The 24,497-nt window shown below is 70.8% G+C and carries 23 protein-coding genes and 1 tRNA gene; 5 read left to right on the top strand and 19 right to left on the bottom strand.

Going from position 1 to position 24,497, the window contains the following annotated elements; genetic code table 11:
* Positions 1–4: 4 nt before the first annotated feature.
* The 8 genes from FM051_RS27220 to ftsH form a co-directional block, all read right to left on the bottom strand.
* The gene (locus FM051_RS27220; protein WP_158848185.1) at positions 5–1,732 is read right to left on the bottom strand and encodes a DUF6779 domain-containing protein; all 1,728 of its coding nucleotides are present in this window, start codon (positions 1,730–1,732) and stop codon (positions 5–7) included.
* A gap of 50 nt (positions 1,733–1,782) precedes the next feature.
* Positions 1,783–2,235 carry a DUF3180 domain-containing protein gene (locus tag FM051_RS27215; RefSeq protein ID WP_158848183.1) on the bottom strand — a complete coding sequence of 151 codons (453 nt, stop codon included), beginning with the start codon at positions 2,233–2,235 and terminating at the stop codon, positions 1,783–1,785.
* A 17-nt stretch (positions 2,236–2,252) separates the two neighbouring features.
* Complete coding sequence (locus FM051_RS27210) at positions 2,253–2,912, bottom strand: maleylpyruvate isomerase family mycothiol-dependent enzyme (RefSeq protein WP_158848181.1); 660 nt, start codon at positions 2,910–2,912, stop codon at positions 2,253–2,255.
* Between the two features lie 176 nt (positions 2,913–3,088).
* Entirely contained in the window at positions 3,089–3,571 is a 483-nt protein-coding gene (folK, locus tag FM051_RS27205; protein WP_158848179.1) for a 2-amino-4-hydroxy-6-hydroxymethyldihydropteridine diphosphokinase, read from the bottom strand.
* A complete protein-coding gene (folB, locus tag FM051_RS27200) occupies positions 3,564–3,926 on the bottom strand; it encodes a dihydroneopterin aldolase (RefSeq protein WP_158848177.1) in 363 nt (120 codons plus the stop codon). The genes folK and folB overlap by 8 nt, the downstream gene beginning before the upstream one ends.
* On the bottom strand, positions 3,919–4,704 hold the full coding sequence (gene folP, locus FM051_RS27195; protein ID WP_158848566.1) for a dihydropteroate synthase: 786 nt from the start codon (positions 4,702–4,704) through the stop codon (positions 3,919–3,921). Before folP ends, folB begins: the two co-directional genes overlap by 8 nt.
* A gap of 29 nt (positions 4,705–4,733) precedes the next feature.
* Positions 4,734–5,357 (bottom strand): GTP cyclohydrolase I FolE, encoded by a 624-nt coding sequence (gene folE, locus FM051_RS27190; protein ID WP_158848564.1) that lies wholly within the window; start codon positions 5,355–5,357, stop codon positions 4,734–4,736.
* Between the two features lie 5 nt (positions 5,358–5,362).
* Positions 5,363–7,597: an ATP-dependent zinc metalloprotease FtsH gene (gene ftsH, locus FM051_RS27185; RefSeq protein WP_158848175.1), complete on the bottom strand. Its 2,235-nt coding sequence runs from the start codon at positions 7,595–7,597 to the stop codon at positions 5,363–5,365.
* A 430-nt stretch (positions 7,598–8,027) separates the two neighbouring features.
* Between ftsH and FM051_RS27180 the strand changes: the two genes are divergently transcribed.
* Positions 8,028–9,728, top strand: coding sequence for a substrate-binding and VWA domain-containing protein (locus FM051_RS27180; protein WP_158848173.1), 1,701 nt, complete (start codon positions 8,028–8,030; stop codon positions 9,726–9,728).
* Between the two features lie 53 nt (positions 9,729–9,781).
* Here FM051_RS27180 and hpt read toward each other — a convergent pair whose 3' ends face one another.
* The 4 genes from hpt to dacB all read right to left on the bottom strand — a co-directional run bounded on the left by hpt (position 9,782) and on the right by dacB (position 13,919).
* Entirely contained in the window at positions 9,782–10,333 is a 552-nt protein-coding gene (gene hpt / locus FM051_RS27175; RefSeq protein WP_158848171.1) for a hypoxanthine phosphoribosyltransferase, read from the bottom strand.
* Positions 10,334–10,351: 18 nt separating this feature from the next.
* A complete protein-coding gene (tilS, locus tag FM051_RS27170) occupies positions 10,352–11,263 on the bottom strand; it encodes a tRNA lysidine(34) synthetase TilS (RefSeq protein WP_158848169.1) in 912 nt (303 codons plus the stop codon).
* Between the two features lie 56 nt (positions 11,264–11,319).
* Positions 11,320–12,333 (bottom strand): zinc-dependent metalloprotease, encoded by a 1,014-nt coding sequence (locus FM051_RS27165; RefSeq protein ID WP_158848167.1) that lies wholly within the window; start codon positions 12,331–12,333, stop codon positions 11,320–11,322.
* A gap of 236 nt (positions 12,334–12,569) precedes the next feature.
* Positions 12,570–13,919, bottom strand: a complete 1,350-nt coding sequence (gene dacB, locus FM051_RS27160; RefSeq protein ID WP_238412680.1) for a D-alanyl-D-alanine carboxypeptidase/D-alanyl-D-alanine endopeptidase — start codon at positions 13,917–13,919, stop codon at positions 12,570–12,572.
* A 408-nt stretch (positions 13,920–14,327) separates the two neighbouring features.
* On the opposite strand from dacB, the gene FM051_RS27155 reads away from it, so the two are divergent.
* On the top strand, positions 14,328–14,831 hold the full coding sequence (locus FM051_RS27155; protein ID WP_158848165.1) for an inorganic diphosphatase: 504 nt from the start codon (positions 14,328–14,330) through the stop codon (positions 14,829–14,831).
* An 86-nt stretch (positions 14,832–14,917) separates the two neighbouring features.
* Here FM051_RS27155 and FM051_RS27150 read toward each other — a convergent pair whose 3' ends face one another.
* Positions 14,918–16,588: an MDR family MFS transporter gene (locus tag FM051_RS27150; protein WP_158848163.1), complete on the bottom strand. Its 1,671-nt coding sequence runs from the start codon at positions 16,586–16,588 to the stop codon at positions 14,918–14,920.
* Complete coding sequence (locus FM051_RS27145; protein ID WP_158848161.1) at positions 16,588–17,112, bottom strand: MarR family winged helix-turn-helix transcriptional regulator; 525 nt, start codon at positions 17,110–17,112, stop codon at positions 16,588–16,590. The genes FM051_RS27150 and FM051_RS27145 overlap by 1 nt, the downstream gene beginning before the upstream one ends.
* 128 nt (positions 17,113–17,240) lie before the next feature.
* Here FM051_RS27145 and FM051_RS27140 point away from each other — a divergent pair, with 128 nt between their 5' ends.
* Both FM051_RS27140 and FM051_RS27135 read left to right on the top strand, forming a co-directional pair.
* Entirely contained in the window at positions 17,241–17,693 is a 453-nt protein-coding gene (locus FM051_RS27140; RefSeq protein WP_158848159.1) for a DUF4442 domain-containing protein, read from the top strand.
* 7 nt (positions 17,694–17,700) lie between these two features.
* On the top strand, positions 17,701–18,651 hold the full coding sequence (locus tag FM051_RS27135; RefSeq protein WP_158848157.1) for a TIGR03617 family F420-dependent LLM class oxidoreductase: 951 nt from the start codon (positions 17,701–17,703) through the stop codon (positions 18,649–18,651).
* A gap of 364 nt (positions 18,652–19,015) precedes the next feature.
* Here the strand turns inward: FM051_RS27135 and FM051_RS27130 are convergent, their stop codons facing one another.
* Together FM051_RS27130 and FM051_RS27125 are read right to left on the bottom strand one after the other, a co-directional pair.
* Entirely contained in the window at positions 19,016–19,912 is an 897-nt protein-coding gene (locus FM051_RS27130) for a glycosyltransferase (RefSeq protein WP_238412679.1), read from the bottom strand.
* Between the two features lie 283 nt (positions 19,913–20,195).
* Positions 20,196–20,269, bottom strand: a tRNA-Thr gene (locus tag FM051_RS27125).
* Positions 20,270–20,393: 124 nt separating this feature from the next.
* Between FM051_RS27125 and FM051_RS27120 the strand changes: the two genes are divergently transcribed.
* Positions 20,394–20,666 (top strand): hypothetical protein, encoded by a 273-nt coding sequence (locus FM051_RS27120; RefSeq protein WP_202919049.1) that lies wholly within the window; start codon positions 20,394–20,396, stop codon positions 20,664–20,666.
* On the opposite strand, the gene FM051_RS27115 is transcribed toward FM051_RS27120, so the two are convergent.
* The 3 genes from FM051_RS27115 to FM051_RS27105 all read right to left on the bottom strand — a co-directional run bounded on the left by FM051_RS27115 (position 20,644) and on the right by FM051_RS27105 (position 24,497).
* Positions 20,644–21,843 (bottom strand): DNA polymerase III subunit delta', encoded by a 1,200-nt coding sequence (locus FM051_RS27115; RefSeq protein WP_158848153.1) that lies wholly within the window; start codon positions 21,841–21,843, stop codon positions 20,644–20,646. The two genes, FM051_RS27120 and FM051_RS27115, sit on opposite strands and share 23 nt — an antisense overlap.
* A gap of 20 nt (positions 21,844–21,863) precedes the next feature.
* Positions 21,864–23,894: a bifunctional MFS transporter/dTMP kinase gene (locus FM051_RS27110; RefSeq protein WP_238412678.1), complete on the bottom strand. Its 2,031-nt coding sequence runs from the start codon at positions 23,892–23,894 to the stop codon at positions 21,864–21,866.
* Positions 23,895–23,978: 84 nt separating this feature from the next.
* The gene (locus FM051_RS27105; RefSeq protein WP_158848149.1) at positions 23,979–24,497 is read right to left on the bottom strand and encodes a hypothetical protein; all 519 of its coding nucleotides are present in this window, start codon (positions 24,495–24,497) and stop codon (positions 23,979–23,981) included.

Genomic DNA, 24,497 nt, shown 5'->3' with positions numbered 1-24,497 from the left:
GGGCCTAGTCGTCGCGGCGGCGACGGCGGCGCGGCGAATCGGCACCGCCGAACGCGGCGAGCAGTTCGCTGACCGACTTGCCGTCCGCGTGCGCGCCGGCGGGCTCGGCCGGTTCGGGCGCGCTGCGCCTGCCGGACGGCTTGGGGCTGTCCTCCCAGCTGTCCCAGGACTCCTCGACCCGACGCCGACCGCCACCCGACTCGGCGGCGGGCTCGGCCGCCCGACGACGCCCCTCGGACGGCGTCACGGAGGCCGACGCGGAATCGGCCGAACGTCCACCGACCGACTCGCCGAGCACCGGCTCGTCGACCACCGGACGGTGACCACCGGTCATCTCGACCGCACGACGTGATCGGCGCACGTCGTCCTCAGCGGAACGTCGCGCGGGCTCCGCCTGCCGGGCCACCGGGAGGTGCTCGCCGGTCAAATCCGCACGCACCGCCGGCCGGCGCACCTGCTCGCTGATCGGGTCAGGACGACCCACCGGCCGGTGCTCACCAGTCATGTCGACACGGGCAGCAGGCCGACGCACCGGCTCGGCAACCGGCTCACCACGCCCGACAGACCGCTGTTCACCGGTCATGTCACCCCGCGCAGCAGGACGACGCACGTCCACCGGCCGGTGCTCGCCGGTCAACTCCACCCGCGCGGTCGACGGTCGACGCATCTCGCCCGGCACGGCCCGCTGCTCACCGGTCGACTCGGCACGCGGAACGGCCCGCTGCTCACCGGACGACTCGGGACGTCCACCGGGCGTCCGCCGCGCCGCGCCCTCCGCGGCCAACGCCTCCCGGCTGATCATCTCGGTCCGCTCGGCCACCCGGCTGCGCCGCTGCACGGTGTGCTCGGTCTTCGACGGCTCCGACGTCCGCTGCCGCTCGGCGGGCTCGGCCGGTCGACCGGAGGGAGCCGGAGGGGGCGCCAACCGCGCCGCCACGTCCCGGCTCACCCGCTCCGTCGGATCCGCCTTCGGCGCCTCCCGCCGCACCACCACGGGCGGCGTCGGGCGGGGCTGGGCGGCGGCACGGGCCGGTTCCCGGCGCACCGGCTGGGCCGGCTCACGCCGCGCGGGCTCGGGGCGCGTCGGTTCGGGACGCCGAACCTGATCTTTGCGCGAGGTGTCCACGTTGACCCGCTCGATCAACTCGGTGCGGTCCACCTGCGGCTTGTCCGGGGCCTTCTTCGTGACCGGCACGGCGGGCCCGGCGTTGATGATCCGCTTGTCACCCACAGCCATCAGCCGGGACTGGTCGGACAGGGCGCGCATCCGGGTCGACTCGGCGCGCAACGCCACCCGTTCGACCAACACCTCGCCACCGAGGAGGGCTTCCAGGTTCTCCCGCAGGGCGCGCAGCTCACCGCGCAGCGCCTCCAGGTCGTCCTTCGCCTCTTCCTGCACCCGCTTGCGGGTCTCGGCCTCGACCTCCAGCTCGTACTCGCGACGTGCGGCGACCTCGCGTTCCAGCTCCAGTTCGTACACCGACTGGAGGTCGGCCACCTCGTCCTCGCGCTCGGAGATCTGCTTGCGGTAGCGGGCGGCGAGGAACGCGCCGACCAGCGCGGCCCACAACGCGGCCACCACGGCCAACCGCAGCCAACGGGCGTTGTCGCTCAGCACGAGCACCGCCGCGGCCCCGAGTGCGAGCGCCAATGCCGCTACCAGCAGTAGCCGTCCGGAGCCACGACCGTGATCTTGCTGCTCGTCATCTTCCGACGCGCCTCGCCCGGTCATGGCGTCTACCGTACCGGTCAGTTACCCGATTGAGACCTCGGCGTCGGTATTCATTGATCGAGATGCGGATCATCCGGTGTCTTGCAGCAGCGTTCGAGCCACAGCGCGGCGCCGATGAGCACGGCCCCGCAGACGATCCCGACGATGCTGCTGACCACGTCGTGATCGGCCGCCTCGAACTCGCCGCGCGCCGGCAGCACGTAGATGAGCACACCGGCCCACGCGCCGACCATGATCGCCCCGAGCAGCGACGACGCCTTGGCGAACGCCACCGCCCGCGCCGCGGTCAACGGCTCCACCGGCCGCGCGCCGGGCTTGCGGAGGATGCGCGCTCGCAGCGAGAACGCGAGCCACAGGTTGACGGCCGCGATCACGAGGAGGGTGAACCCGGCGAACGTCGGCAGCGGCGGCAGCGTGTCGTAGGCGAGCCGGATGAGCAGGTGCGCGAGCAGGCCCGCGACGAGTCCGACGGCGAGCAGATCACGGGGTTTGGTGAACCTCACCCCACCATCGTCCCCGACTACTCGACCAAGGCGGTCTCGCGCCTGCCGAACAACACGGGCAGCACGGGCAGCCACGGCCCGGGATCGGTGTCCCAGTCCAGCGAACGCACCTGGTCGTCGCTGCGCCGGCCGCCCAGCACGCGCAACAACTCGAACGACGACGTGCGCAGCACGCCCGCCGGGTCTCCCTCGCCCACCACGCGGTCGCCGTGCTCCAACGTGATCCGCAACGCGGGCAGGTGCTGTTCCCGCATCCGCTTGTCCAACTCCTGCAACGGCCGCGTCAACGCCGCCCGCACGGCAACGTTGTCCCGTTCCCCCGGCTGCCCCAGCGCCGTCCGGATGTCGTGCTCGTGCGAGATGATCTCCGCGATCAGCACCGCGCCCACCGGCGAGTCGAAAAGCCCTTCGGCGATCTGGAAGTTCCGCTCCCACTCGACCAACAGCTCACCCATGCTGCGATCACGCCGGTCACGAACCTGCCGCTCGCCCCACGAACCGTCCTCGTACCCGTCGAGCCGCCGCTCGGTGAAATCCGCCAACCCGCCGGCGAGGTGCGCGACCACGTCCTTCACCGTCCACCCGGGACAAGCCTCGACCGCCGCGTCGGGATCGCCTTCGGTGACCATGCTGATGATCCGCCGCCGCGCGGCGTCGTAAGTGACCGCGTTGCTCATCCGCGCCACCTCCGCGCCCAACGCTAGCCCCGCCACGCACCCGCCGCACTGCTACTCGGCCCCTTGGGATGCCCGGTGCTTGTCTGCTCAACTCCTCCCAGCCCTTGGCCGCGTCGTTGTCGGCGAAGAGCACATCCCACTCGTCGGGTCGCGGCGTTGAAAGTCGGCGGCGTTGATCAGAGCAGCGAGAGATCAGCCCTTCGTGTGACCCCGCTCAGGTCCAGACCGGTCACCAAGTCGCGTACGCGGCCATGTCCGGGCACGACGGCGTCCGGCTCGATGTCCAGCCACGGCACCAGTACCGAGGCACGCTCGTGCGCGCCCGGATGCGGCAGCAGCAGCTCCGGATCCGATGACCGCACGCCGTCCACCGCCACCACGTCCACGTCCAGCGTGCGCGGCCCCCAGCGCCGCTCGCGGACGCGCCCGGCGGCCTGCTCCAACGCCTGGCCGCGCCGCAGCCAGCCCCACTCGTCCACGTCACCGGACACGATCAGCACCGCGTTGAGGAAGTCGTCCTGGTCGGTCACGCCCCACGGCGCCGTCTCGTACACCGGAGACGCCGCCACCAGCACGTCGGCGAACCCCTCCACCGCGAGACGCAGGTACCCCAGCCGGTCGCCCATGTTGGAGCCGAGCGACAGCACCGCCCTAGTCACGGGTGCGCCGGATCGTCACCGAGACATCGCTGAACGTCAACGGGATGGGGGCGGACGGCTTGTGCACCGTCACCTCGGTCGCCCGCACCCGCAGGTCGGTCATCACCTCGTCGGCGACCTTGCCCGCCACCGTCTCGATCAGGTCGTACGGCCCACCGGCCACGATCGCCGCCGCCCGCTCGGCCAGCTCCCCGTAGTGCAGCGTCTCGCGCAGGTCGTCCGTCGCCGCCGCCCGCGAGAGGTCCAGCCACGCCGTGATGTCCACCAGGAAGTCCTGGCCGTCCCGCTTCTCGTGCTCGAACACACCGTGGAACCCGCGCACCCGCAGACCCCGCAGTGCAATCCGATCAGCCACGTCCCTGCCTCCACGCCCGTGCCACAGCCACCGCATCAAGGGATCGGTCCACGTCGTGCACCCGCACACCCCACGCGCCGGTGAACGCCGCCAGAGCGGAGACTGCCGCAGTCGCGTCTTCCCTGCCATCGGGGGCCCGATCGCCGAGCAGCGTGCCCAGGAAACGCTTGCGGGACGCCCCGACCAGCACCGGGAACCCCAGCTCGAGCAGCGAATCCAGCCCGTGCAGCAGCTGCCAGTTGTGCGTGGCGTTCTTGGCGAACCCCAGACCGGGGTCGAGGATGATGTCGTCCGACGCCACGCCCGCGGCCAGGGCGGCGTCCACCTGGCGGCACAGCTCGTCGCGCACGTCGCGCACCACGTCGTCGTACACGGCCAGCTGGTCCATCTGCCTGCTGTGCCCACGCCAGTGCATCAGCACGTACGGCACGCCCGCCGACGCCACCAGCGGCGCCATCGCGGGATCGGCCAACCCGCCGGACACGTCGTTCACGATCGACGCGCCCGCGTCCAGCGCGGCCTCGGCCACCTCGGCCCGCGTGGTGTCCACGCTGACCGGCACGCCCTCCGCGACCAGCGCGCGGATCACCGGCGCCACCCGCGCGGCCTCCACCGACGGTGACACCCGCGACGCGCCGGGACGCGTGGACTCGCCGCCGACGTCCACCACGTCGGCCCCGCGCCGGAACATGGCCACGCCGTGCGCGACGGCGTCGTCCAGGTCGAGGTACCGACCGCCGTCCGAGAACGAGTCCGGGGTGACGTTCAGGACGCCCATCACCACGCAGTGCCCCGGCCTGGGGACGCTCACCGCAGACGTCCCCTGATCAGCTCGATGGCCTCCGCCCGCGACGACGCCGAGCTGCGCAGCAGCCCGCGCACCGCCGACGTCGTGGTCCGCGAGCCGGGCTTGCGCACGCCGCGCATGCCCATGCACAGGTGCTCGGCCTCGACCACCACGATCACGCCGCGCGGTTCGAGCCGCCGCACCAGCGCGTCCGCCACCTGCGACGTCAGCCGCTCCTGCACCTGCGGCCGCTTGGCGTACAGGTCGACCAGCCGGGCCAGCTTCGACAGCCCGGTCACCCGGCCGTGCTCGTTCGGGATGTACCCGACGTGCGCGACGCCGTGGAACGGCAGCAGGTGGTGCTCGCAGAACGAGAACATCGGGATGTCGGTGACCAGCACCAACTCCTCGTGGCTCTCGTCGAACGTCCTCGCCAGCACGCTGTCCGGGTCGGTGTGGAGCCCGGCGAACATCTCCCGGTACGCCCGTGCCACCCGCGACGGCGTGTCGCGCAGCCCTTCGCGCTCCGGGTCCTCACCGCACGCGAGCAGCAGTTCACGCACCGCTTCCTCGGCGCGCTTCTGGTCGAAGGGTCGGCGTGCGAGACCGGCCCCCCCGTTTCCGGAGAGGCCGGTCTGGTCGATCTCGGTCACGTGCGGTTGTCCGGGTCGGTGTCGAAGGACCGCTTCCCCGCTTCCGCGTCCGTCGGCTCCGGCTGCCACTGGGGTGGCTGCGGGGCGCCGCCGGGCACCGTGGCCGGGGTCCACCCGGGCGGCGCGCCGTAGTTCGGCGGGCCGGACGACGGGTGCTGCGGCTGGTACGGCTGCTGGTACGGCTGCGGCGGCACGCCGTTGCTGCCGTTCTGCGGCGGCGGCGACGTCGTCGACGGCGTCGGCACCGCGTCCGGGACGTCCGGCTCGGCGTCGAGGGTGTCCTCGATCGCGGGCGGCCACGGCTCGCCGCGCTCCCTGGCCAGTTCCGCCGGGGTCTTGACCGGCGGCTTGTCCGACGGGGTGCGGTTGCCGAACTCGTTGAACTTGGTGATCCGCGGCCGCTTCTCGACGCCGGCGAAGACCCGCTCCAGGTCCTTCTGGTGCAGGGTCTCCTTCTCGATCAGCTCCAGCGTCAACGCGTCGAGCACGTCGCGGTACGTGTTCAGCACCTCGTACGCCTCGGTGTGCGCGGCCTCGATCAGCTCGCGGACTTCCTCGTCGATCTCGTGCGCGACTTCCAGCGAGTAGTCGGCCTGCCGGCCCATGGCGCGCCCGAGGAACGGCTCACCCTGCTCCTGGCCGTACTTGACCGCGCCGAGCCGGGCGGACATGCCGTACTCGGTGACCATCGCGCGGGCGATCTTGGTCGCCTGCTCGATGTCGTTCGACGCGCCCGTGGTCGGCTCGTGGAAGACCAGCTCCTCGGCGGAGCGGCCACCCAGCGCGAACACCAGCCGGGCGATCATCTCCGACCTGGTCATCAGGTCCTTGTCCTCCTCGGGCACGGACAGGGTGTGACCACCCGTCCGGCCGCGGGCCAGGATCGTGACCTTGTAGACCGGGTCGATGTCCGGCATCGCCCACGCGGCCAGGGCGTGCCCGGCCTCGTGGTACGCGGTGATCTTCTTCTCCTTCTCGGAGATGATCCGGCTCTTGCGGGCCGGACCGCCGATCACGCGGTCCACCGACTCTTCCAGCTCGACGCCGGTGATGACGGTGCCGTTCTTGCGCGCGGTGAGCAGCGCGGCCTCGTTGACCACGTTGGCCAGGTCGGCGCCGGAGAAGCCCACGGTGCGCTTGGCCAGGCCGTCGAGGTCGGCTTCCGCGTCCAACGGCTTGCCCTTGGCGTGCACGCGCAGGATCTGCTTGCGACCCTTCAGGTCCGGCGCGGACACCGGGATCTGCCGGTCGAACCGGCCGGGGCGCAGCAGCGCCGGGTCGAGGATGTCGGGCCGGTTCGTCGCCGCGATCAGGATGATCCCGCCGCGCGAGTCGAAGCCGTCCATCTCGACCAGCAGCTGGTTGAGCGTCTGCTCGCGCTCGTCGTGACCGCCGCCCATGCCGGCGCCGCGGTGGCGGCCGACCGCGTCGATCTCGTCGACGAAGATGATGCAGGGCGCGTTCTGCTTGGCCTGTTCGAACAGGTCGCGGACGCGCGAGGCGCCGACACCGACGAACATCTCCACGAAGTCCGAGCCGGAGATCGAGTAGAACGGCACACCGGCCTCACCGGCCACGGCGCGCGCGAGCAGCGTCTTGCCGGTGCCGGGCGGGCCGTAGAGCAGCACGCCCTTCGGGATCTTCGCGCCCAGGGCCTGGTAGCGGCCCGGGTTCTGCAGGAAGTCCTTGATCTCGTAGAGCTCTTCGACGGCCTCTTCGGCGCCCGCGACGTCGGCGAACGTCGTCTTGGGCATGTCCTTCGACAGCTGCTTGGCCTTGGACTTGCCGAAGTTGAGGACGCGGTTGCCGCCGCCCTGCGCGTTGTTCATCATCCACATCAGCAGGAGCAGCAGCAGGCCCAGCGGGACCAGGTACAGCAGCATCTGCATCAGGAACGAGTCCTGGGTGACCTTGGTCTCCACGACCGGCTTGTTGCCCGCCTGGTCGAGGATGGTGAAGATCTCGTCCGTGGAGCTCGCCGGGAACTGGGCGCGCACGCGGTTGCTGCCCTCGACGGTCACCCCGTCGTTGAGGGTGAGCTTGAGAAGCTGCTCCTTGTCCTCAATCGTGGCTTCCTTGACCTGGCCGTCCCGGATCTGTTGCAGTGCCTGGGACGTCTTGATCGGGGTGTAACCCCGGTTGTCGTCGAAGAGCACGTTGAAGGCGTAAAAGAGCAGCAACACCGCCACGATCCACAGCAGCGGGTTGCGAAGCAGGCGCTTGCGGTCCATGCACTTACGGCCGGCGGGCGGCCTCGACCCTCCCTGACTTGTCGACGGGCGCAGACGGGCACACCCGTCCGACCAGCCTACCGCCCGAGGCTCGGGCGGAGCGCTCCGCGTGCGGGCCCTGTCGCGTCTTGCCGGACCAACGGGCGAGAGCGGTCCAGTGTTCCCGTGGTGGTTCCGTGGTGACCCTGAACACGGACCGCAGGTCAGCACGGTTCACCCGGTCGGGCGTTTTGACCATGAACCGCACGGGCATCAACCCCGTAACACTTACGAGGGGTATTCCGTTACTAGCAGGTAGCGACGATGTGAGGACCACTCGGGTGACGTAGAACACGAGAGTTTGTCACGCGAGTGAGCCGTGTCATCCTCGGCAACCACCGAGTGTTCTTCGCCCACCCGAAAGGGTGAACACCGACCAAAGGTACGAAGCATGTCAGCTCGCAACCCGGACAGCCCCGGTCGCCTCCGCCGCGTCATCCTCCCCGTCGGCGCCCTGCTCGGCGTCATCGCCGCCGCGGGCGTCACCGTGGTGGCGCTGCGAGCCACCAGCGGCCCCGAGTGCAAGGGCACCCTTCCGCTCAAGATCGCGGTCACCCCGGCGATCGAGGAGGTCGTGCGCGGCGCGGCCGACGACTACCAGACCAGCCAGCCCATCGTGGACGGCAAGTGCGTGCAGGTGCAGGTCGAGGCGCGCGGCGCGGCAGACGTGTCCAACGAACTGCCCACCGCGCAGATCAACCCGCCCGCGCTGTGGATCCCGGACTCGTCCATGTGGGCCGCCGAGACCCAGCGGCAGGCCGGTGACCAGGGCGCCGAGGCGCCGCGCCTGGACATCCTGGACTCGCTGGCCAGCTCGCCGCTGGTGATCGCCGGCTCGGAGCAGGCGATGACCGCGCTCGGCTGGCCCGTCACGCCCGTGACCTGGGCGAGGGTCGTGGACCCGAAGGTTTCCGTGACGCTGAGCGACCCGACCACGTCCACCGAGGGCCTGGCCACGCTCGCGGTCATCCGCGCGCAGCTCGGCAACCCGGACGGCACGCCCAAGCCGGAGCTGATCGGCGCGCTGCTGCGGGTCGGCCGCAACGCGCTGCCGTCCGTGCGCGACGCGTTCGGCAAGGTCGTGCAGGGCACGGAGAACGCCCCGGTGTTCACCGCTTCGGAGCAGTCGGTGCTGGTCGCCAACCGGGCCGCCGCGACACGCCGGGTCGTCGCCTCCTACCCGAAGGAGGGCACCGTCTCGTTCGACTACCCGGTGGTGCGGGTCAGCCGGTCGGGCGAGCAGGCGGGCACCGCGCAGGCCGCGGAGGGCTTCGAGAAGGCCCTGCGCACCGGCCGGACCGCCCAGCGGTTCGCCGAGGCGGGCTTCCGCACGCCCGACGGCAACGCGCCCGACGGCTGGACGAACGAGAAGGACGGCGTGCGCGGCGACGACGTGGCCGTGCTGAAGACCCCGGACCCGGACCAGGTCTCCGAGCTGCTGCGCACGTGGGGCGCGGTGAGCCTGGACACCCGGATGCTGGCCGTGCTGGACGTGTCCGGCTCGATGGCCGAGAAGATGAGCAACGGCCAGACCAGGATCGACTCGGCCAAGGAGGCGGCGCTGACCGCGTTGGGCATGCTGCCCGACACCTCCGAGATCGGCCTCTGGGCGTTCTCCACGGACAAGAAGCCGCCGAACGACTGGATCGAGCTGGTGCCGGTCGGGCCGCTGGGCGAGCCGATCGCGGGCGCGCCGCGGCGGGTGCAGCTGCAGAAGGGCGCGGGCACCCTGCCCGCCCTGGTCGGCGGCGGCACGGCGTTGAACGACACGGCGCTGGCCGCGTTCCGGCACATGCAGAAGACCTACGACCCGTCGAAGATCAACTCGGTCACGCTGTTCACCGACGGCAGCAACGACGACATCTCCAGCATCGACCTGCCCGGTCTGCTGGCCACGTTGAAGCAGGAGTCCGACCCGGCCCGACCGGTGCCGATGATCATGGTCGGCCTCGGTCGTGACGCCGACATGAACGCGTTGCGGCAGATCGCCGCCGCCACCGGCGGCAAGGCCTACCAGGCGCTGGAGCCGGAGGACATCCGCGGCGTGCTGCTGGACGCCATCTCACAGAGGCGCTGCCGGCCGAGCTGCTGAGTTCGGACGCACGAACGGGGCGGCCCTTCGCGGGCCGCCCCCGTTCGGCGTTCTCAGCTCGAGTAGACCTTCGGGTCGAGCGCGCCGATGTAGGGCAGGTCGCGGTAGCGCTCGGCGTAGTCGAGGCCGTACCCGACCACGAATTCGTTCGGGATCTCGAAGCCGACGTACTTCACCGGCACCTCGACCTTCACCGCGTCCGGCTTGCGCAGCAGCGTGCACACCTCCAGCGACCGCGGCTTGCGCGACGCGAGGTTCTTGAGCAGCCACGACAGCGTCAGGCCGGAATCGATAATGTCCTCGACGATGACCACGTCCCGGCCCGCGATGTCCCGGTCGAGGTCCTTGAGGATGCGCACCACGCCGGAGGACGAGGTCGACGAGCCGTAGGAGCTCACCGCCATGAACTCCAACTGGACCGGCACCGGCAACGCCCTGGCCAGGTCGGTCATGAACATCACCGCGCCCTTGAGCACGGTGATCAGGACCAGGTCGTTGCCGTCTTCGGCCGGGAAGTCAGCCGCGACCTTGTTGGCCAGCTCGGTGACCTTGTCGCTGATCTCCTGCTCGGTGATGAGCACGGAACTGATGTCGCCGTCGTACACGGACGGTTCCCCTTTTTGTCATGACTGCACTGGTTCCACTTGCAGCCTGCCATGCGCGCGCCGCGCCACAAAGCCGCCCGGCAACCAGACTCCGCCTTGACCTCGCCACTCGCTCACCAGGGCGTCTACCCGGCGCAGGTGCGAGTCGGACAACTCGGGCACGTTCTCCCGGAGCAGCCAGCGCCGCAGGACGCGGCGGCGCAGCGCGGTCGGCAGGCGTCCGACGTCCTCCACCGAGCGGCAGTCGCCGTCGAACGCCTCGGCCAACTCGTCCAGGGCGTCGTTGTCCTCGCGCAGGTGGGCGGCGGTGCGGGCGAGGGCGTCGGCCACCCCGCCCTGCAGCACTTCTTCCAGCAGCGGAAGGACTTCGCGGCGCAGCCGGACCCTGGTGTAGCGGGGGTCTTCGTTGTGCGGGTCGCTCCACGGCGTCAGGCCGAGTTCGTCACAGGCGGCCTCGGTCGTGGCCCGGGAGATGCGCAGGAGCGGGCGGCCCCACGGCGGGTCGTGCGGGCGCATACCGGCGATGCTGCGCGGTCCGGAGCCCCGGCCGAGGCCGAGCAGGACCGTTTCGGCCTGGTCGTCCCTGGTGTGGCCGAGCAGGACCAGGCCGCGTTCCGGCCTCAGCGCCGCGTACCTGACCCTTCGGGCGGCGGCTTCGGGGCCGCCCGGTCCGGTGACCTCGACCCGGCGCACCTCGGTGGCCAGACCCAGCTCTCGGCACGCCTGCGCGGCCCGTTCGGCGACGTCGGCGGAATCGGGTTGCAGGCCGTGGTCCACCACGACGGCCGACGCCTCCGTGAGGCCTGACGTGACGGCGGCCAGGGCGAGCGAGTCCGCGCCGCCGCTCACGGCCACCGTGACCCGCTCCGGGCGGTGTTCGAGCAGGAAGCGCTTGACGGCCGTGCGGACGTCGGCCACAGGGCCGTTCACGGTTGTGTGCTCATGGCTGGGCGCTCACGGTGCTTGACGCTCACGGTGCTGGGCGCTCACGGTCGGACGCGACGCAGCCAACCGGCGGGCTCGGCGATCTCCGCACGCGTGGGGAGGGTGTCGGGGCTGGTCCAGACGGTGTTGAAGCCGTCCATGCCGACCGCGTCGACCACGTGCCCGGTGAACGCCGCGCCCTCCGCGTACTGGCGGACCTTGGCCTCGACGCCGAGGAGGGTGCGCAGCACGCGGTCCAGCACGCCACCGCCCTGGCGGCGGGCGGTGAAGCGTTCGCGGATCGTGCGGACGGACGGCACGACGTCCGGGCCGACGGCGTCCATCACGTGGTCGGCGTGGCCCTCCAGCAGTGTCGACAGAGCGATGAGCCGATCAAGCACCTCGCGTTGGGCCGGGCTCTGCAGCAGTTCCACCAGGCCGTCCGCCTCGCGGAGCCGTTTCGGCAGGTCGCGCAGGCGGGGCGCGCTGCTCTCGTCCATGCTGCCGAGCAGGGTGGCGACCAGGCCCGCGAAGTGGTCGGCGAGCCACGGCACGGCGGTGAACTGCAGGCGGTGGGTGCCCTCGTGCAGGCAGACCCACATGCTGAAGTCCTCACCGGAGACGTCCAGGGCCCGTTGGGCGCCGACGATGTTCGGTGCGACGAGGAGCAGCCTGCCGCCGTCGGAGAACGGGTCGTACTGGCCGAGCACCCGGCCGCTGAGGAAGGCGATGACGACGCCCGCCTGGACGCCCGCCGTGCCCGCGAGGACGCCGCTGAACGCGCCGGACTGCTTGGGCAGGGCGTCGTCGGTGAGGGCGGCGAGGCCTTGCACGGCGGCCCGCACCCATCCGGGGCGGTCGACCACCTCGCCCTGCTTGAGCGGCAGGCCGTGACCGAGGCCGGTGAGCTCGCGGACGTGCACCTCGGCGTCCACGGCGAGTTCGCGCAGGCGGTGCACGGCGATGTCCGCCTCGGCTCTGGGCACGATCGGACCGGGGCGGACGAGCCTGGTCGCCGTGGTGACGGCCAGAGCCCAATCGACCGGGGCACTGCGGTCCTGCGTCGCCGGGTTCACCCTTCTGACGCTACCTGCGGAGACCGCCCGAACAACACTCCCGCCCACGCCCGCCGCCCGAGTTGTCCACAGGCACGGCCCGAAGGCCCGATCTCGTCGGTCCGCTCTGGCAGGATCAAATTCGGGGATCCCCCGAGCGAGGACCCCTGCGAAGCGTCGGCGCCGGCACGGCACGCCGTGGGGTTCGGTCAGCGCGAGCCCAGGTCAGCGCGGGTCCGAGTCAGTGTGAGCCCGAGTCAGCAGCCGCAGGTGCGCAGGGCGGCGGCCATCTCGTCCAGAGCACCCCGGACGGGGATGGCCTGCTCGGGGCTCAACGACATGAACGCGAACACCAGCAGCCGGCCGTCGGTGTCCAGGACCACGCCGGCCAGTGAGTTCACGCTGGTCAGCGTGCCGGTCTTGGCCCGGACCCAGCCGCGGCCCTCCGCGCCGGACTCCTCGTAACGCCCCGCCAGCGTGCCGCTGCCGCCCGCCACCGGCAGTGCCGTGAGGAGGGGTCGCAGCTTGGCGGTCTTGGGATCGGAGGCGTCCGGTTTGGCCGCCGCGGTGAGGACGTCGGCCAGCAGCTTCGCGGGCACCTTGTCGTTCGGCGACAGCCCGCTGCCGTCCACGACCGTGGACGACGACAAGTCGAAGCCGTTCTCGGTCAGCACGTCCCGCACGGCCTTGGCCGCGCCCTCGAACGACATCTCCGCGCCACGCGCCTTGGCCACCTCACGGGCCATCGTCTCGGCCAGCACGTTGTCCGAGATCTGCATGAGGTTCTCGACCAACTGGTCCACCGGCGCCGACTTCACCTCGCCGAGCACCTTCGCGTCCGGCGTCGCCACACCGGCCGCCACCGCCGGCACGCCCAACCGCTGCGCCAACGCCTGCGCGGCCGCCGCGGCGGGTGTGGACGTGCGCGGTGTGTCCATCTTCTTCGGGTCGCTACGCCCGCCGTCCAGCATCACCGGCTCGATCGGCGAGACGTACCCGGTCGGCACGTCGGCGGGGTCCCAGCCGGGCGCCATCCCCGGACCCGCGTACCGCGACACGTCGTACTGCACCTGCGTCACCGGCTGCCCGGTGGCACGCACCTGCGCGGCCAGGTCGTCGATCGTCGCCGCGCCCGGGTACACCGTGGTCTCGCCGGCGGGCAGGGACGACAGCGTCGGATCACCACCGCCGACCAGCACCACGGTCCCCGGCTGCGCACCCTGCACGACCTTGGTCGACAGCTGGGACGTGTGGTCGAGGGTGAGCAGCGCCGCCGCCGCGGTCAGGATCTTGATCGTGGACGCGGGCGTCTGCGGCGCCGTCTCGCCCTGGTTCCACAGCGTCGTGCCGGTCACCGGGTCGACCACCACGCCCGCCACGGGGGCCAGCAGAGCGTTCGCCGCCGGACCGCTCAGCACCGCCCGCACGCCGGCGGCCGTCGGCGCGGTGCCGTCCGCGCCGACGCCCTTCATCGACAACGCCACCGGTGCGGGAGGCAGGGGCGCGGCGGTCGTCGGCGCGGGCGTGGTGTCGAACCACCCCATCTGGGCGCCGGTCACCGCCGTGCCGGCGAGGGCGACCACCAGCAGCGCCGCGGCGCCGAGCACGAGCGGGCGCTTCCGACGACGAGCAGGCGGCGATGCGGTCGTTGGTGGCGGCGGTTCTTCACGTTCCGTGATCGGTTCAGGAACCCGTTCAGGTTCCGACTTGATCTCGGTCGCCGGCTCCTGCTGGGGCCGCGAAGGCGGCGCGACGGGCTTCGGCGGCACCCTCACGGGCTTGGCCGGAACCGGCGCCTGAATACGCATGGTGGGCGGGTCAGGCCGCCTGACCTGCACCGTCGGCGGCTCGCGGTCGACCTCGTCGTCATCAACGGTCGGCCACGATGGCTCGTCGGGCACGCAGTCCTCCGCGGTCGAGTACGGGCAACGTCACACCCTCGGCAAGGGGTTGACGAGACGTCGTAGTCCACACTAGTGGCGTAACGAACGGCGAAGACGAGCGAGGACCGCGCAGTGGAGTTCGACGTCACCATCGAGATCCCCAAGGGGGTCCGCAACAAGTACGAGATGGACCACAAGACGGGGCGCATCCGGCTGGACCGGACCCTGTTCACGGCCACTCAGTACCCGGCGGATTACGGGTTCGTCGACAACACACTCGGCGAGGACGGTGACCCGCTCGACGCGCTCGTGCTGGTCCAGGAACCGACGTTCCCCGGCTGCCTGATCCGCTCGCGCGCGATCGGCATGTTCCGGATGACCGACGAGAAGGGCGGCGACGACAAGCTGCTCTGCGTCCCGGCGGAGGACCCGCGTTCCGAGCACCTGCGCGACATCCACCACCTCAACGAGTTCTACCGGCTGGAGATCCAGCACTTCTTCGAGGTCTACAAGGACCTCGAGCCGGGCAAGAGCGTCGAGGGCGCGACCTGGGTCGGCCGCTCCGAGGCCGAGGCGGAGATCGTCCGCTCGTACCAGCGTCTGAAGGACGCCGTGGCGCGCGGCGAAGACCACTGAGCTGAAAAGCGCGAAGAGGCCCGCTCCCCCGATCGGGGGAGCGGGCCTCTTTCGTGTCAACGCGTTCGGGTCAACGGGTCAACGGGTCAGTGCATCGCGACCGGCGTGGGCACGTCGGCGTCCGCCTCGTCCTGCACCCGCTCCAGGCCGGAGCGGTTGGACAGCGGCACCTCGCGCAGGAACCAGATCACCACGAAGCCCACCAGCGTCACCAGACCGCCGACCAGGAACACGATGTCGATCGAGCTGGAGAAGCCGTCCAGGAACGGCCGGGCCAGCACCGGGTCGAGCTTGCTCAGGAACTCGGTGTTGTCCAGGTCGAAACCGGCGCCGCTCTGCAGGGAGCCCGCGAACTCGCGGTTCTCCGGACGGGCCAGCGCCGCCTGGAAGTCCGGCGAGCCCATCGCCGTGCGCAGCGCGTTGCCGATCTTGTCGCCGACCGTGCTGAACAGGATCGACAGGAACACCGCGGTGCCGACCGTGCCGCCGATCTGGCGGAAGAACGTGGCCGACGAGGTCGCCACACCCATGTCGCGCGGCTCGGCGTCGTTCTGGATGGCCACCAGCAGGGTCTGCATGCACAGGCCCAGACCGGCGCCCAGGACGAACATCAGCGCCAGCGGCAGGGAGACCGGCGTGTCCGTGCCGACCGTGCTGAAGATGAACAACGCGATCGTCATCAGCCCGAACCCGACGACCGGGAACACCTTGTACCGGCCGGTCTTCGCGGTGATGTTGCCGCTGGTGCCCGCCGCCAGCATGATGCCGAGCGTGAGCGGCAGCATCATCAGGCCGGACTCGGTGGCCGAGTAGCCCTTGACGATCTGCAGGTACAGCGGCAGCGAGACCATGCCGCCGAACATCCCGATGCCGAGCACGAAGTTGATCAGGTTGCCCAGCGAGAACGTCTGGCGCTTGAACAGCCGCAGCGGGAGCAGCGCCTCGTCGCCCATGCGCTTCTCGGCGAACACGAACCCGATCAGGCCGAGCACGCCGACGACGTACATCGCGATCGCGGTGCCCGACGCCCAGCCCCACTCGCGGCCCTGTTCGGCCACGATCAGCAGCGGCACCAGGCCGACGGTGAGCAGGCCGGCGCCGAGGAAGTCGATCCGGTGGTTCACCCGCTGGTGCGGGATGTTCAGCACCTTGGCGACGACGACCAGCGCGACCAGCGCGATCGGCACGTTGATCAGGAACACCCAGCGCCAGCCGGCCGTGCCCAGGAACGACTCCATGCCGGCGAACAGGCCGCCGACGACCGGGCCCGCGACGCTGGAGATGCCGAACACCGCCATGAAGTAGCCGGTGTACCGGCTGCGCTCACGCGGCGAGGTGATGTCCGCCAGGATCGCCATGGCCAGCGACATCAGGCCACCCGCGCCGAGGCCCTGCACCGCGCGGAACGCGGCCAGCTCGTACATGGAGCCCGCGATGCCGCTCAGCAGCGAGCCCGCGAGGAACAGCGAGATCGCGGTCAGGTACATCGGCTTGCGGCCGTAGATGTCGGACAGCTTGCCGTACAGCGGCGTGGAGATCGTCGCGGTGATCAGGTAGGCCGTGGTCGCCCAAGCCTGCAAGGTCTGGCCGTGCAGCTCGTCCGCGATGGTCTTCATGGCGGTCGCCACGATCATCTGGTCGAGCGCGGCCAGGAACAGCCCGAGCAGGAGGCCCGACAGGATCGTCAGGATCTGGCGGTGGCTGAGCGTCGAGGCGCCGGGTGGCGGCGCGTCCGCTCGGGTAGTCGTTTCCGACATCAGTGGTTCTCCCCTTCTGAGCGCGGCCCCAGTCCGCTCTCAGCGATGAAATACGGCAGCGCTTTCTCGTAGTCCCCCACGAAGCGCTCGAAGTACTCGATGAACTGGTCCCACTCCTCTGCGGACCAGCCGGAGTTCGTGAACAGGCGGGCCAGCGCCTCGTTGCGCTGCGCGCGGCGTTCCCGGAGCAGGCGGGCGCCCGCCTCGGTCACCGCCAGCACGCTCGCGCGGCCGTCCTCCGGGTCCGCCCGGCGTTCCACCAGGCCGTCCTTGACCAGCGTCGCCACCTGGCGGCTGACCGTGGACGGGTCGGAGAACACCGCCTCGGCCAGTGCGCTCGCCCGCGAGGGGCCGAGCTGGCTGAGGTTGGCCAACAGCACGAAGGAGGCCTTGTCCATGCCCGACTTGCTCATATGCGCGGCGACGCAGGCATGCATCTTGTTCATGCGCACCAGAGCCATGCCGAGCCGGTCGGCCTTCGCGAGCTCCTCGGCCCGCACTTCGTCACCCACCGGGGTCGCCATCACACACTCCGTTTGCTTGCATCAACCAACTAGTTGCTGAGTACAAGCATGAACCTGGGCGATCGACTTCGCAAACGGATTACCCGTGACTCGCGTCTCATGGTTACCGGTCGGTAGCATCTGTCCCCATGAGCGCTGACTACTCGTTCGTCGCCGACGCGATGAAGCAGGCCGTGCCGTGGGTGAAGACGATGGGCGTGGAGTTCCTCGAGGTCGCGGGCGATCGGGTGGTCGCCGAGCTGCCCGACCGCGAGGAACTGCGCAACCACGTCGGCGGCCCGCACGCGGCGATGATGTTCGGCGTCGCGGAGACCGCGTCGGGGGCCGTGGTGATGGCCGCGTTCACCGAGCACATGGACAAGGCGACGCCGTTGGTGGCGCGGTCGGAGATCACCTACAAGAAGTTGGCGCTGGGCGCCCTGCGCGCCGAGGCCGTGCTGGGGCGGCCCGCGGCGGACGTGGTGGCCGAGTTGGAGGCGGGCAGGCGGCCGGAGTTCCCGGTCGGCGTGACGCTCACCAACGCGGAGGGCGTCACGACCGGTGAGATGACCGTCGTGTGGACCCTCCGCCCGAACCGCTGATCAGCTCATGAAGGTCGACCGGCTGGAGATCGCTTACGACCCGCGGACCGTGCTCGACGCCGCCCGCGAGGCGGAGGCCGACGGCTGCGACGGTTTCTGGCTGGCGGAGACCCGGCACGACCCGTTCGTGGCGCTCGGCCGCGTCGCCGGGCAGGTGGAACGGGTCGAGTTGGGCACGGCGATCGCGGTGGCGTTCGCGCGCAACCCGATGAGCACCGCCGTGCAGGCGAACGACCTCCAGCTGCTCTCCGGCGGCCGGTTCAACCTGGGCCTCGGCTCACAGGTGGAGCCGCACGTCACCAAGCGGTTCGGCATGCCGTGGTCGCACCCGGCCGCGCGGATGCGCGAGTTCGTCCTGGCGTTGCGCGCGATCTGGCACAGCTGGGCCACCGGCGAGCGGCTGAGGTTCCGCGGCGAGTTCTACACGCACACGTTGATGACGCCGTTCTTCGACCCCGGCCCCAACCCGCACGGGACGCCCAAGGTGTGGCTGGCGGGTGTCGGCGAGCTGATGACCGAGGTCGCGGGCGAGGTGGCGGACGGGTTCCTGTGCCACAACTTCACCACCGAGCGGTACCTGCGCGAGGTGACGCTGCCCGCGTTGGCGCGCGGGCGGGCCAAGGCAGGCAAGCCGTTGGACGGCTTGGAGATCAGCGGGCCGCCGCTGGTGGCGTGCGATGAGGAGGCCGTCGTCGAGGTCAGGCGCCAGATCGCGTTCTACGGCTCGACGCCCGCGTACCGCAAAGTCCTCGACCTGCACGGATGGGGCGAGCTGCACGAGGAACTCCACCGCCTGTCCCGGCGGCGGCTGTGGGACGACATGGCCGCCGCCGTCACCGACGAGGTGCTGGACGCCTTCGCCGTCGTGGGCACGCCCGCGGAGGCGAAAGCCGAGGTGACCCGCCGCTACGGCGACGTGATCACCAGGATCGCCGCGCCGGTCGTCAGGACCGGATGAGGTGCCGTCCGCTCGGCTCCTCGCACACCCAGCAGTGCCGGAACAACTCGGTCCGAACCCGAGTCACGGTCCGCCGCCGAACCCTCCGGCGACGCCCCACCCGCGCCGCGAGCACGGCTAACGGCAAGGCCAGCACCGTAAACACGATCGTCGTGACCATCGCCCTCACCTCCACGGTGGCAACGACACGGTGACCCACACCTGACGCCAACGGCAAAAAGGTCACCCCGATGGAGCAACGACACCCCGTGTCCGACCGCCCCGTGCTACGCCGAAGATGAGCGGCGATACGCCGTTCGGAGGTCTTGGTTCCCGATCGCCGGGTACGCCCCACCGGGTTCACCCGAGGTCGGTCGACCGGGCGTTACGCCGGGTACAACCTCGTGCGCAGTTCCGACAGGGAGCGGTTCAGCACAGCCATTTCGAATTCCTGCGAGTCATGCCTGTCCGGATCGTACTCCGCCATCAATTGATGGGAAGACTCGAACCACCCGCGAAGGTGCCCGACCGCTTCCGGACCAATGCGCGCACTCCTCACGGCGTGTTCCGTGATCAATGCGAACTCCTGCTCCATGAGTTCCGGCTTGGGGCGCTGGGGATTCACCCAGTCGTCCGCCAGAACCGGACGCATGCGAACCGCGTGATCGTTCCAGTGGAGCAGCAGAGCCAGGTCTGAAGTAAATCCCGCCGGCAGGACGTCCGGCCAGAGTTCGCGCACGGCGGCACGTTGTCCCGACCAAGGGGTCGAGCCGGCTTTGGGAAGCAACTCGGGGAACAAAGTGCCCGCCAGCGGCGCGAAAAAGCCGTGCAACCACAACTGCGGGTAGAGCGGACGCCAGTACAGGTCGGAGATTGTGGCGTCGGCGATTCCGTTGAGGATCGGCTCCACCAGCAGGGGGACCAGAGGCGGATCACCGTAATATCGAACGTCGCCATCGACGAGGCACACCACGTCCCCGACACTCGCTTCGACTCCCCCGAGAATCGCCATTCCCTTCCCGATCCCCGACTCCACCACCTTCGCGCCCGCGCCGCGTGCCACTTCGACAGTGCGGTCGGTACACCCGCTGGCGCTGACGATGACTTCACCCGGCACGTCGAGCATGGCCAAGCCACGAGCTGATTCCGACACCACTTCGGTAATGCTCTGCTCCTCGTTGTGAGCCGGAATCACCACGCTCACGGTCGCGACCCTGCGCTCCAACGTACGACTGGCCACCAACTCGATGCCGAGTGCCGGATTGATGGGAGGCAGAGCCACGTTGCACATCCTCTTCAGCTGATTTCATTTGCCATCGCGCCACCCAGGACGGCGCTTGCACGCTCACCGACGACCGCGACCCCACCGCGCCGGAGCCGGCACGCCACACCCAGCCGCCCCGGCAACCCGGTCGCGCCGACCACGGGCGAGCTGTTCGGAGGTGCCGCACGCTCATGACTGAGCTGGTGTGCCGGAAGCGGATCCGGCCGGTGTCAGCGAGGCCGATGGAAACACGTCGGCCCCGGTGCGTCATTGCGCACCGGGGCCGACCGCATCTCACCTGAGCCGCCTGTCGGAATCGAACCGACGACCTGTTCATTACGAGTGAACCGCTCTGGCCGACTGAGCTAAGGCGGCGAGACGCGACAACTATAGCCCAAGCCGTGCCATCACCCGAGCGGGGGGCGGGTCGTTAGGCGAGGAGTGACGGTGCTCACGCGGGCGTCGCACGGTGACGCCGCTGTCATGGAGGTACGACCACATGCGCCTGATGGCTTTGCCCGCCGCCGCCGTGTTGGTCGCGCTCTGCGCCGCTCCCGCCTCCGCCCAGCCGTCGACCACGCCGGTGCCCGGACCGCGTGACCCGAACCAGCCGCCGGTGTCCGCGGTACCCACCACCCGGGCTCACGCGATCGGGGACGCGGGGACCGGGTTGGCCGTCGTCCGGCTCGCGCCGGGCTCCACGCCGATTCCGGTACGACCGGGACCCAACCAGGAAGTCGGCCGTGAACTCAGCCCCGCTGGAGGGTGGTGAGCATGGCCTCGACCGCGATCCGCGGCTTCACGTTCAGCTCCAGCGCGGTCCGGCAGTTCAGCACCGCCTCCAGCCGGCGCAACGTCGACTCCGGCGTCCACGACAACGCGGCCGCACGGGCGTCCTCGGCCCGGTCCGGGTGGTTCAGCACCGCCTGCGCGCCGGACGCCGTCACCAGCACGTCCCGGTAGAACGCGGCCAGGTCGACCAACGCCTGGTCCAACGAGTCGCGCTGGGTCCGGGTCGCCCGCGACTTCTGCCGCTTCTCCAGGTCCTTCAACGCGCCCTTGGCCCCACGGGTCGCGGCGGCCGTCCCCTTGCCGGTGCCACCACCACCCATGGCGGTCTCCAACGCCTCGCGTTCGGCCACGTCACGGCCCTCGTTCGCGGTCAGCGCGTCCCCCTCGGCCGCCGACACGAGCTGGTCGGCACACGTGAAGATGTCCGCCGGACGCCGCAACGCCATCGGGATCCGCAACACCGCCTCACGCCGCGCCCGCACCTGTTCGTCCGTGGCCAACCGCCGCGCCCGCCCCACGTGCCCGCCGCACACCGAGGCCGCCCACGACGCCACCTCCGGCGCCACGCCCTCGTACTCCAACGCCGACGCGATCGCCGCGACCCGGGGCGTGGCCAGCGACACGATCCGGCACCGCGACCGGATGGTCACCGACACGTCGTCCGGGTGGTCCGACGGCGCGCACAGCAGGAAAACGGTCCGGTCCGGCGGCTCCTCCACGGCCTTGAGCAGCGCGTTCGCCGCGCCCTCGGTGAGCCGGTCGGCGTCCGCGATGATCACCACCTGCCAGCGCCCGGACGTCGGCCGCCGGGCCGCGATCTGCACCAGCGACCGCATCTCGGCGACCGAGATCGACAACCCCTCGGGCGCGACCACCCGCACGTCGGCGTGCGTGCCGGCCAACGTCGTGTGGCACCCCGGGCACTCGCCGCACCCCGGCCGGTCGTCGACGGCGGTGCACTCCAGAGCGGCGGCGAACGCCCGTGCCGCCCCCGAACGCCCGGAGCCGGGCGGTCCGGTGAACAGCCACGCGTGGGTCATCGCTCCCGGAGCCGGCGACCCGCCTGCCACGATCGACGCGGCCGCCTCGGCCGCCGCCGACAACACCGCGACCGCCTCGGGCTGGCCGACGACGTCGCCCCACACACCACGGTTCACCAGGCGACCGTACCGATCCGTCAGGACGTCTCCGCCACCGGCTTGACCGGCACACCGGCCCGCCGCGCGAGCAGCGGCACGACCGCGACCCGCACCCGTTCGGCCACCTCGTCCTCGGTGCCGTCCGCGTCGACCACGACGTACCGCTCCGGGTCGGCCGACGCCATGTCGGTCAGCAGCTTCTGCACCCGCCAGTGGTGCTCGACCGTGTCCAGCGTGCCGCCGGACGCCCGCACCTGCGACGGCGTCCGGTCCAGCAGCACGGTCACGTCCGGCCGCAGCCGTCCGGTGGCCCAGTCGACCAAACCCTCCACCTCGCGCGGCTCCACGCTGCCTGCCGCGCTGAAGTGCGCCAACGGGCTGTCGACGTACCGCTCCATGACGACCAGCGCGCCGTTGTCCAACGCCGGCCGCACCTCGCGTTCCACCACGTCCGCCCGCACCGCCGCGGCGACCAGCGCGTGCGCCCGCACCCCGGCCAGGTCGGCGGTGGACAGCAGGTTGCGCAGCCGCTGCTCGTCCAGGTCCGGGTCGGACGCCAGCACCACCTCGCGCCCGGTCTCGCGCAGCGCCTCGGCGAGCCGCCTGGCCTGCACGGACGTGTCCAGCCGGGTGTCGCCCTCGACCGCGATCAGCACGCCACCGGTCGTCCGCCGGGCCCGGCCGCGCAACGCGGCGAGCAGGTCGGACAGGAGCGGCTCGGACCGCCGGTTGTCCATCTGCCGGTAGGCGATCAACCCGAGCAGCGCGGCGATCACGCCCGCGCCGAACAGCACCGGACGGGTGCCGTCCACCTGCATCGGGTGGTTGAAGATCGTGATCGTGCGCTTCTGCACCAGCGACACCAGCAGCGGCGCGGCGGCCGACGCGGCGAACAGCACGATCTTCAGCAACGACTGGAGCAGGGCCACGGTCCGGCCGCGCATCGCGTCCTCGACCTGCGAGCCGACGATGGTCAGGCCGGTCAGGAACGCCATGCCCGCCGACGCGCCGACGCACGCCACCGCGACCAGCGCCACCCACAGGTGCGGCGCCAGCGCCACCACCAGCAGGCTCAGGCCCGCGACCAGGATCGTCACGCCGAACAGCCGGTCGTACGGCAGCCGCTGGGCCATCCGCGGCGCGGTGGCCATGCCGACCGCCAGACCGGCGAACACGGCCACGAACAGCAGGCCGAACGTCGAGGCGCCGCCGAGCAGCGACTCCGCGTACGAGGGCGCGGTGCCGATGACCGCGCCCGCCGCCGCGAAAGCGCCGATCATGCCGATGACCAGGCCCCGGACCAGCGGTGTGCGGCCCGCGTACTTCATGCCCTCGCGCAGCATGGCGAAGAAGCCGGGCGCCTCGCCGTTCTCGCGGGTTTGCCTGACCGCGGTGATCCGGCCGGACAGCTCCGGGATGCGGGTCGCCACGATGATCGCCGACGTCACGTACAGCGCGCCGTTGACCATGACCGCGATGGTGGCGATGCGGAACTCGAGATCGCTGTTCTGCAGGCCCAGGTAGCCGGGGATGCCGGAGATGATCGAGTACAGGCCCGCGCCGGAGATCACCGAGATGCCGTAGGTCATCACCAGGCCGAGCTGGTTGGCCGTCTCCACCTGGTCCGGCCGGCGCAGCAGGTTCGGCACCGCCGAGTCCTTGGCCGGGATCCACAGCATCGCGCAGCAGCCGACCAGGAAGTTCGCGATGAACAGCCACCACGCGGTGCCGACCAGCGCGATCGAGATGAACAGGCCACCGCGCAGCAGGTCGCAGACCACCATGATCTTGCGGCGGTCGAACCGGTCGGCCAGCACGCCGCCGAGCGGCGCGAACAGGATGCCGGGCAGCAACTGCGTGAGCACGACCAGGCTGAGCGAAAAGTTCTGCCACTGGTAGCTCTCGGTCATCTGCCTGACCAGACCCGTCAGCGCCAGCAGTGACAACCAGTCACCGACGCTACACAGATAGGTGACACCCCAAAGCCTGCGGAACGGCCGGATCGCCAACACGCTGCGAATCCGGTGGCTGGTCGAGGCCGCTGTGCCGCCGTCTTGGATGGTGCTCACCCCCGCCAATGCTGCAGGCCGTAAGGGTAGCGGGGCGGATTCACCCCCATGACCACATCCGCCATTCGGGTGACCGAAGCGAAATCATCGCAGCAGGTCGACCACTGCTTCGATGATCTCACGCACCACGTTGAACAGCAGCCCGCTGAGCGCGGCGAGCACCACGAGGCACCCGATCAGCCCACCCCGGCTCTTCTTCGGGCCTTCCTGGACGACCGCCTGCTCGGGCTGACGACGGGCCGGCTCCGCGTGCGGCACGTGGGCCGCCGGCTGCCCCGAAACCTGCCTGGAAACGTGCGTCGAAACGTGCCCGGAAGCGTGCGTCGAAACCTGCCCGGAGGCCTGTCCGGGCACCTGCCTGGCCGGTCTGGAGTGCTGCGCGGGCCGCAGCGCCTGCCCACGTGCCGGACGGCGGGCAGGCGGGACGTAAGCCGGTCCCGGCTGCGGCAGGGGCACGGGTGGCGGCACCACGACCGGTGGCACCGCCTCCACGTCGTAGCGCTCGCCCGTCACCAGCCCCGCGAGCGGGTCCGGGAACACCCGCGGTGGCGGTGGGGCCTGCGTGCCGTCCTCGCCGAACAGACCAGCGCCGAAATCGTCCAC

This window comes from Saccharothrix deserti, assembly GCF_009769385.1.
GTDB lineage: Bacteria > Actinomycetota > Actinomycetes > Mycobacteriales > Pseudonocardiaceae > Actinosynnema > Actinosynnema deserti.
Note: the sequence above shows the minus strand (reverse complement) of the source record. Positions and strands in the feature narration are given on the sequence as shown.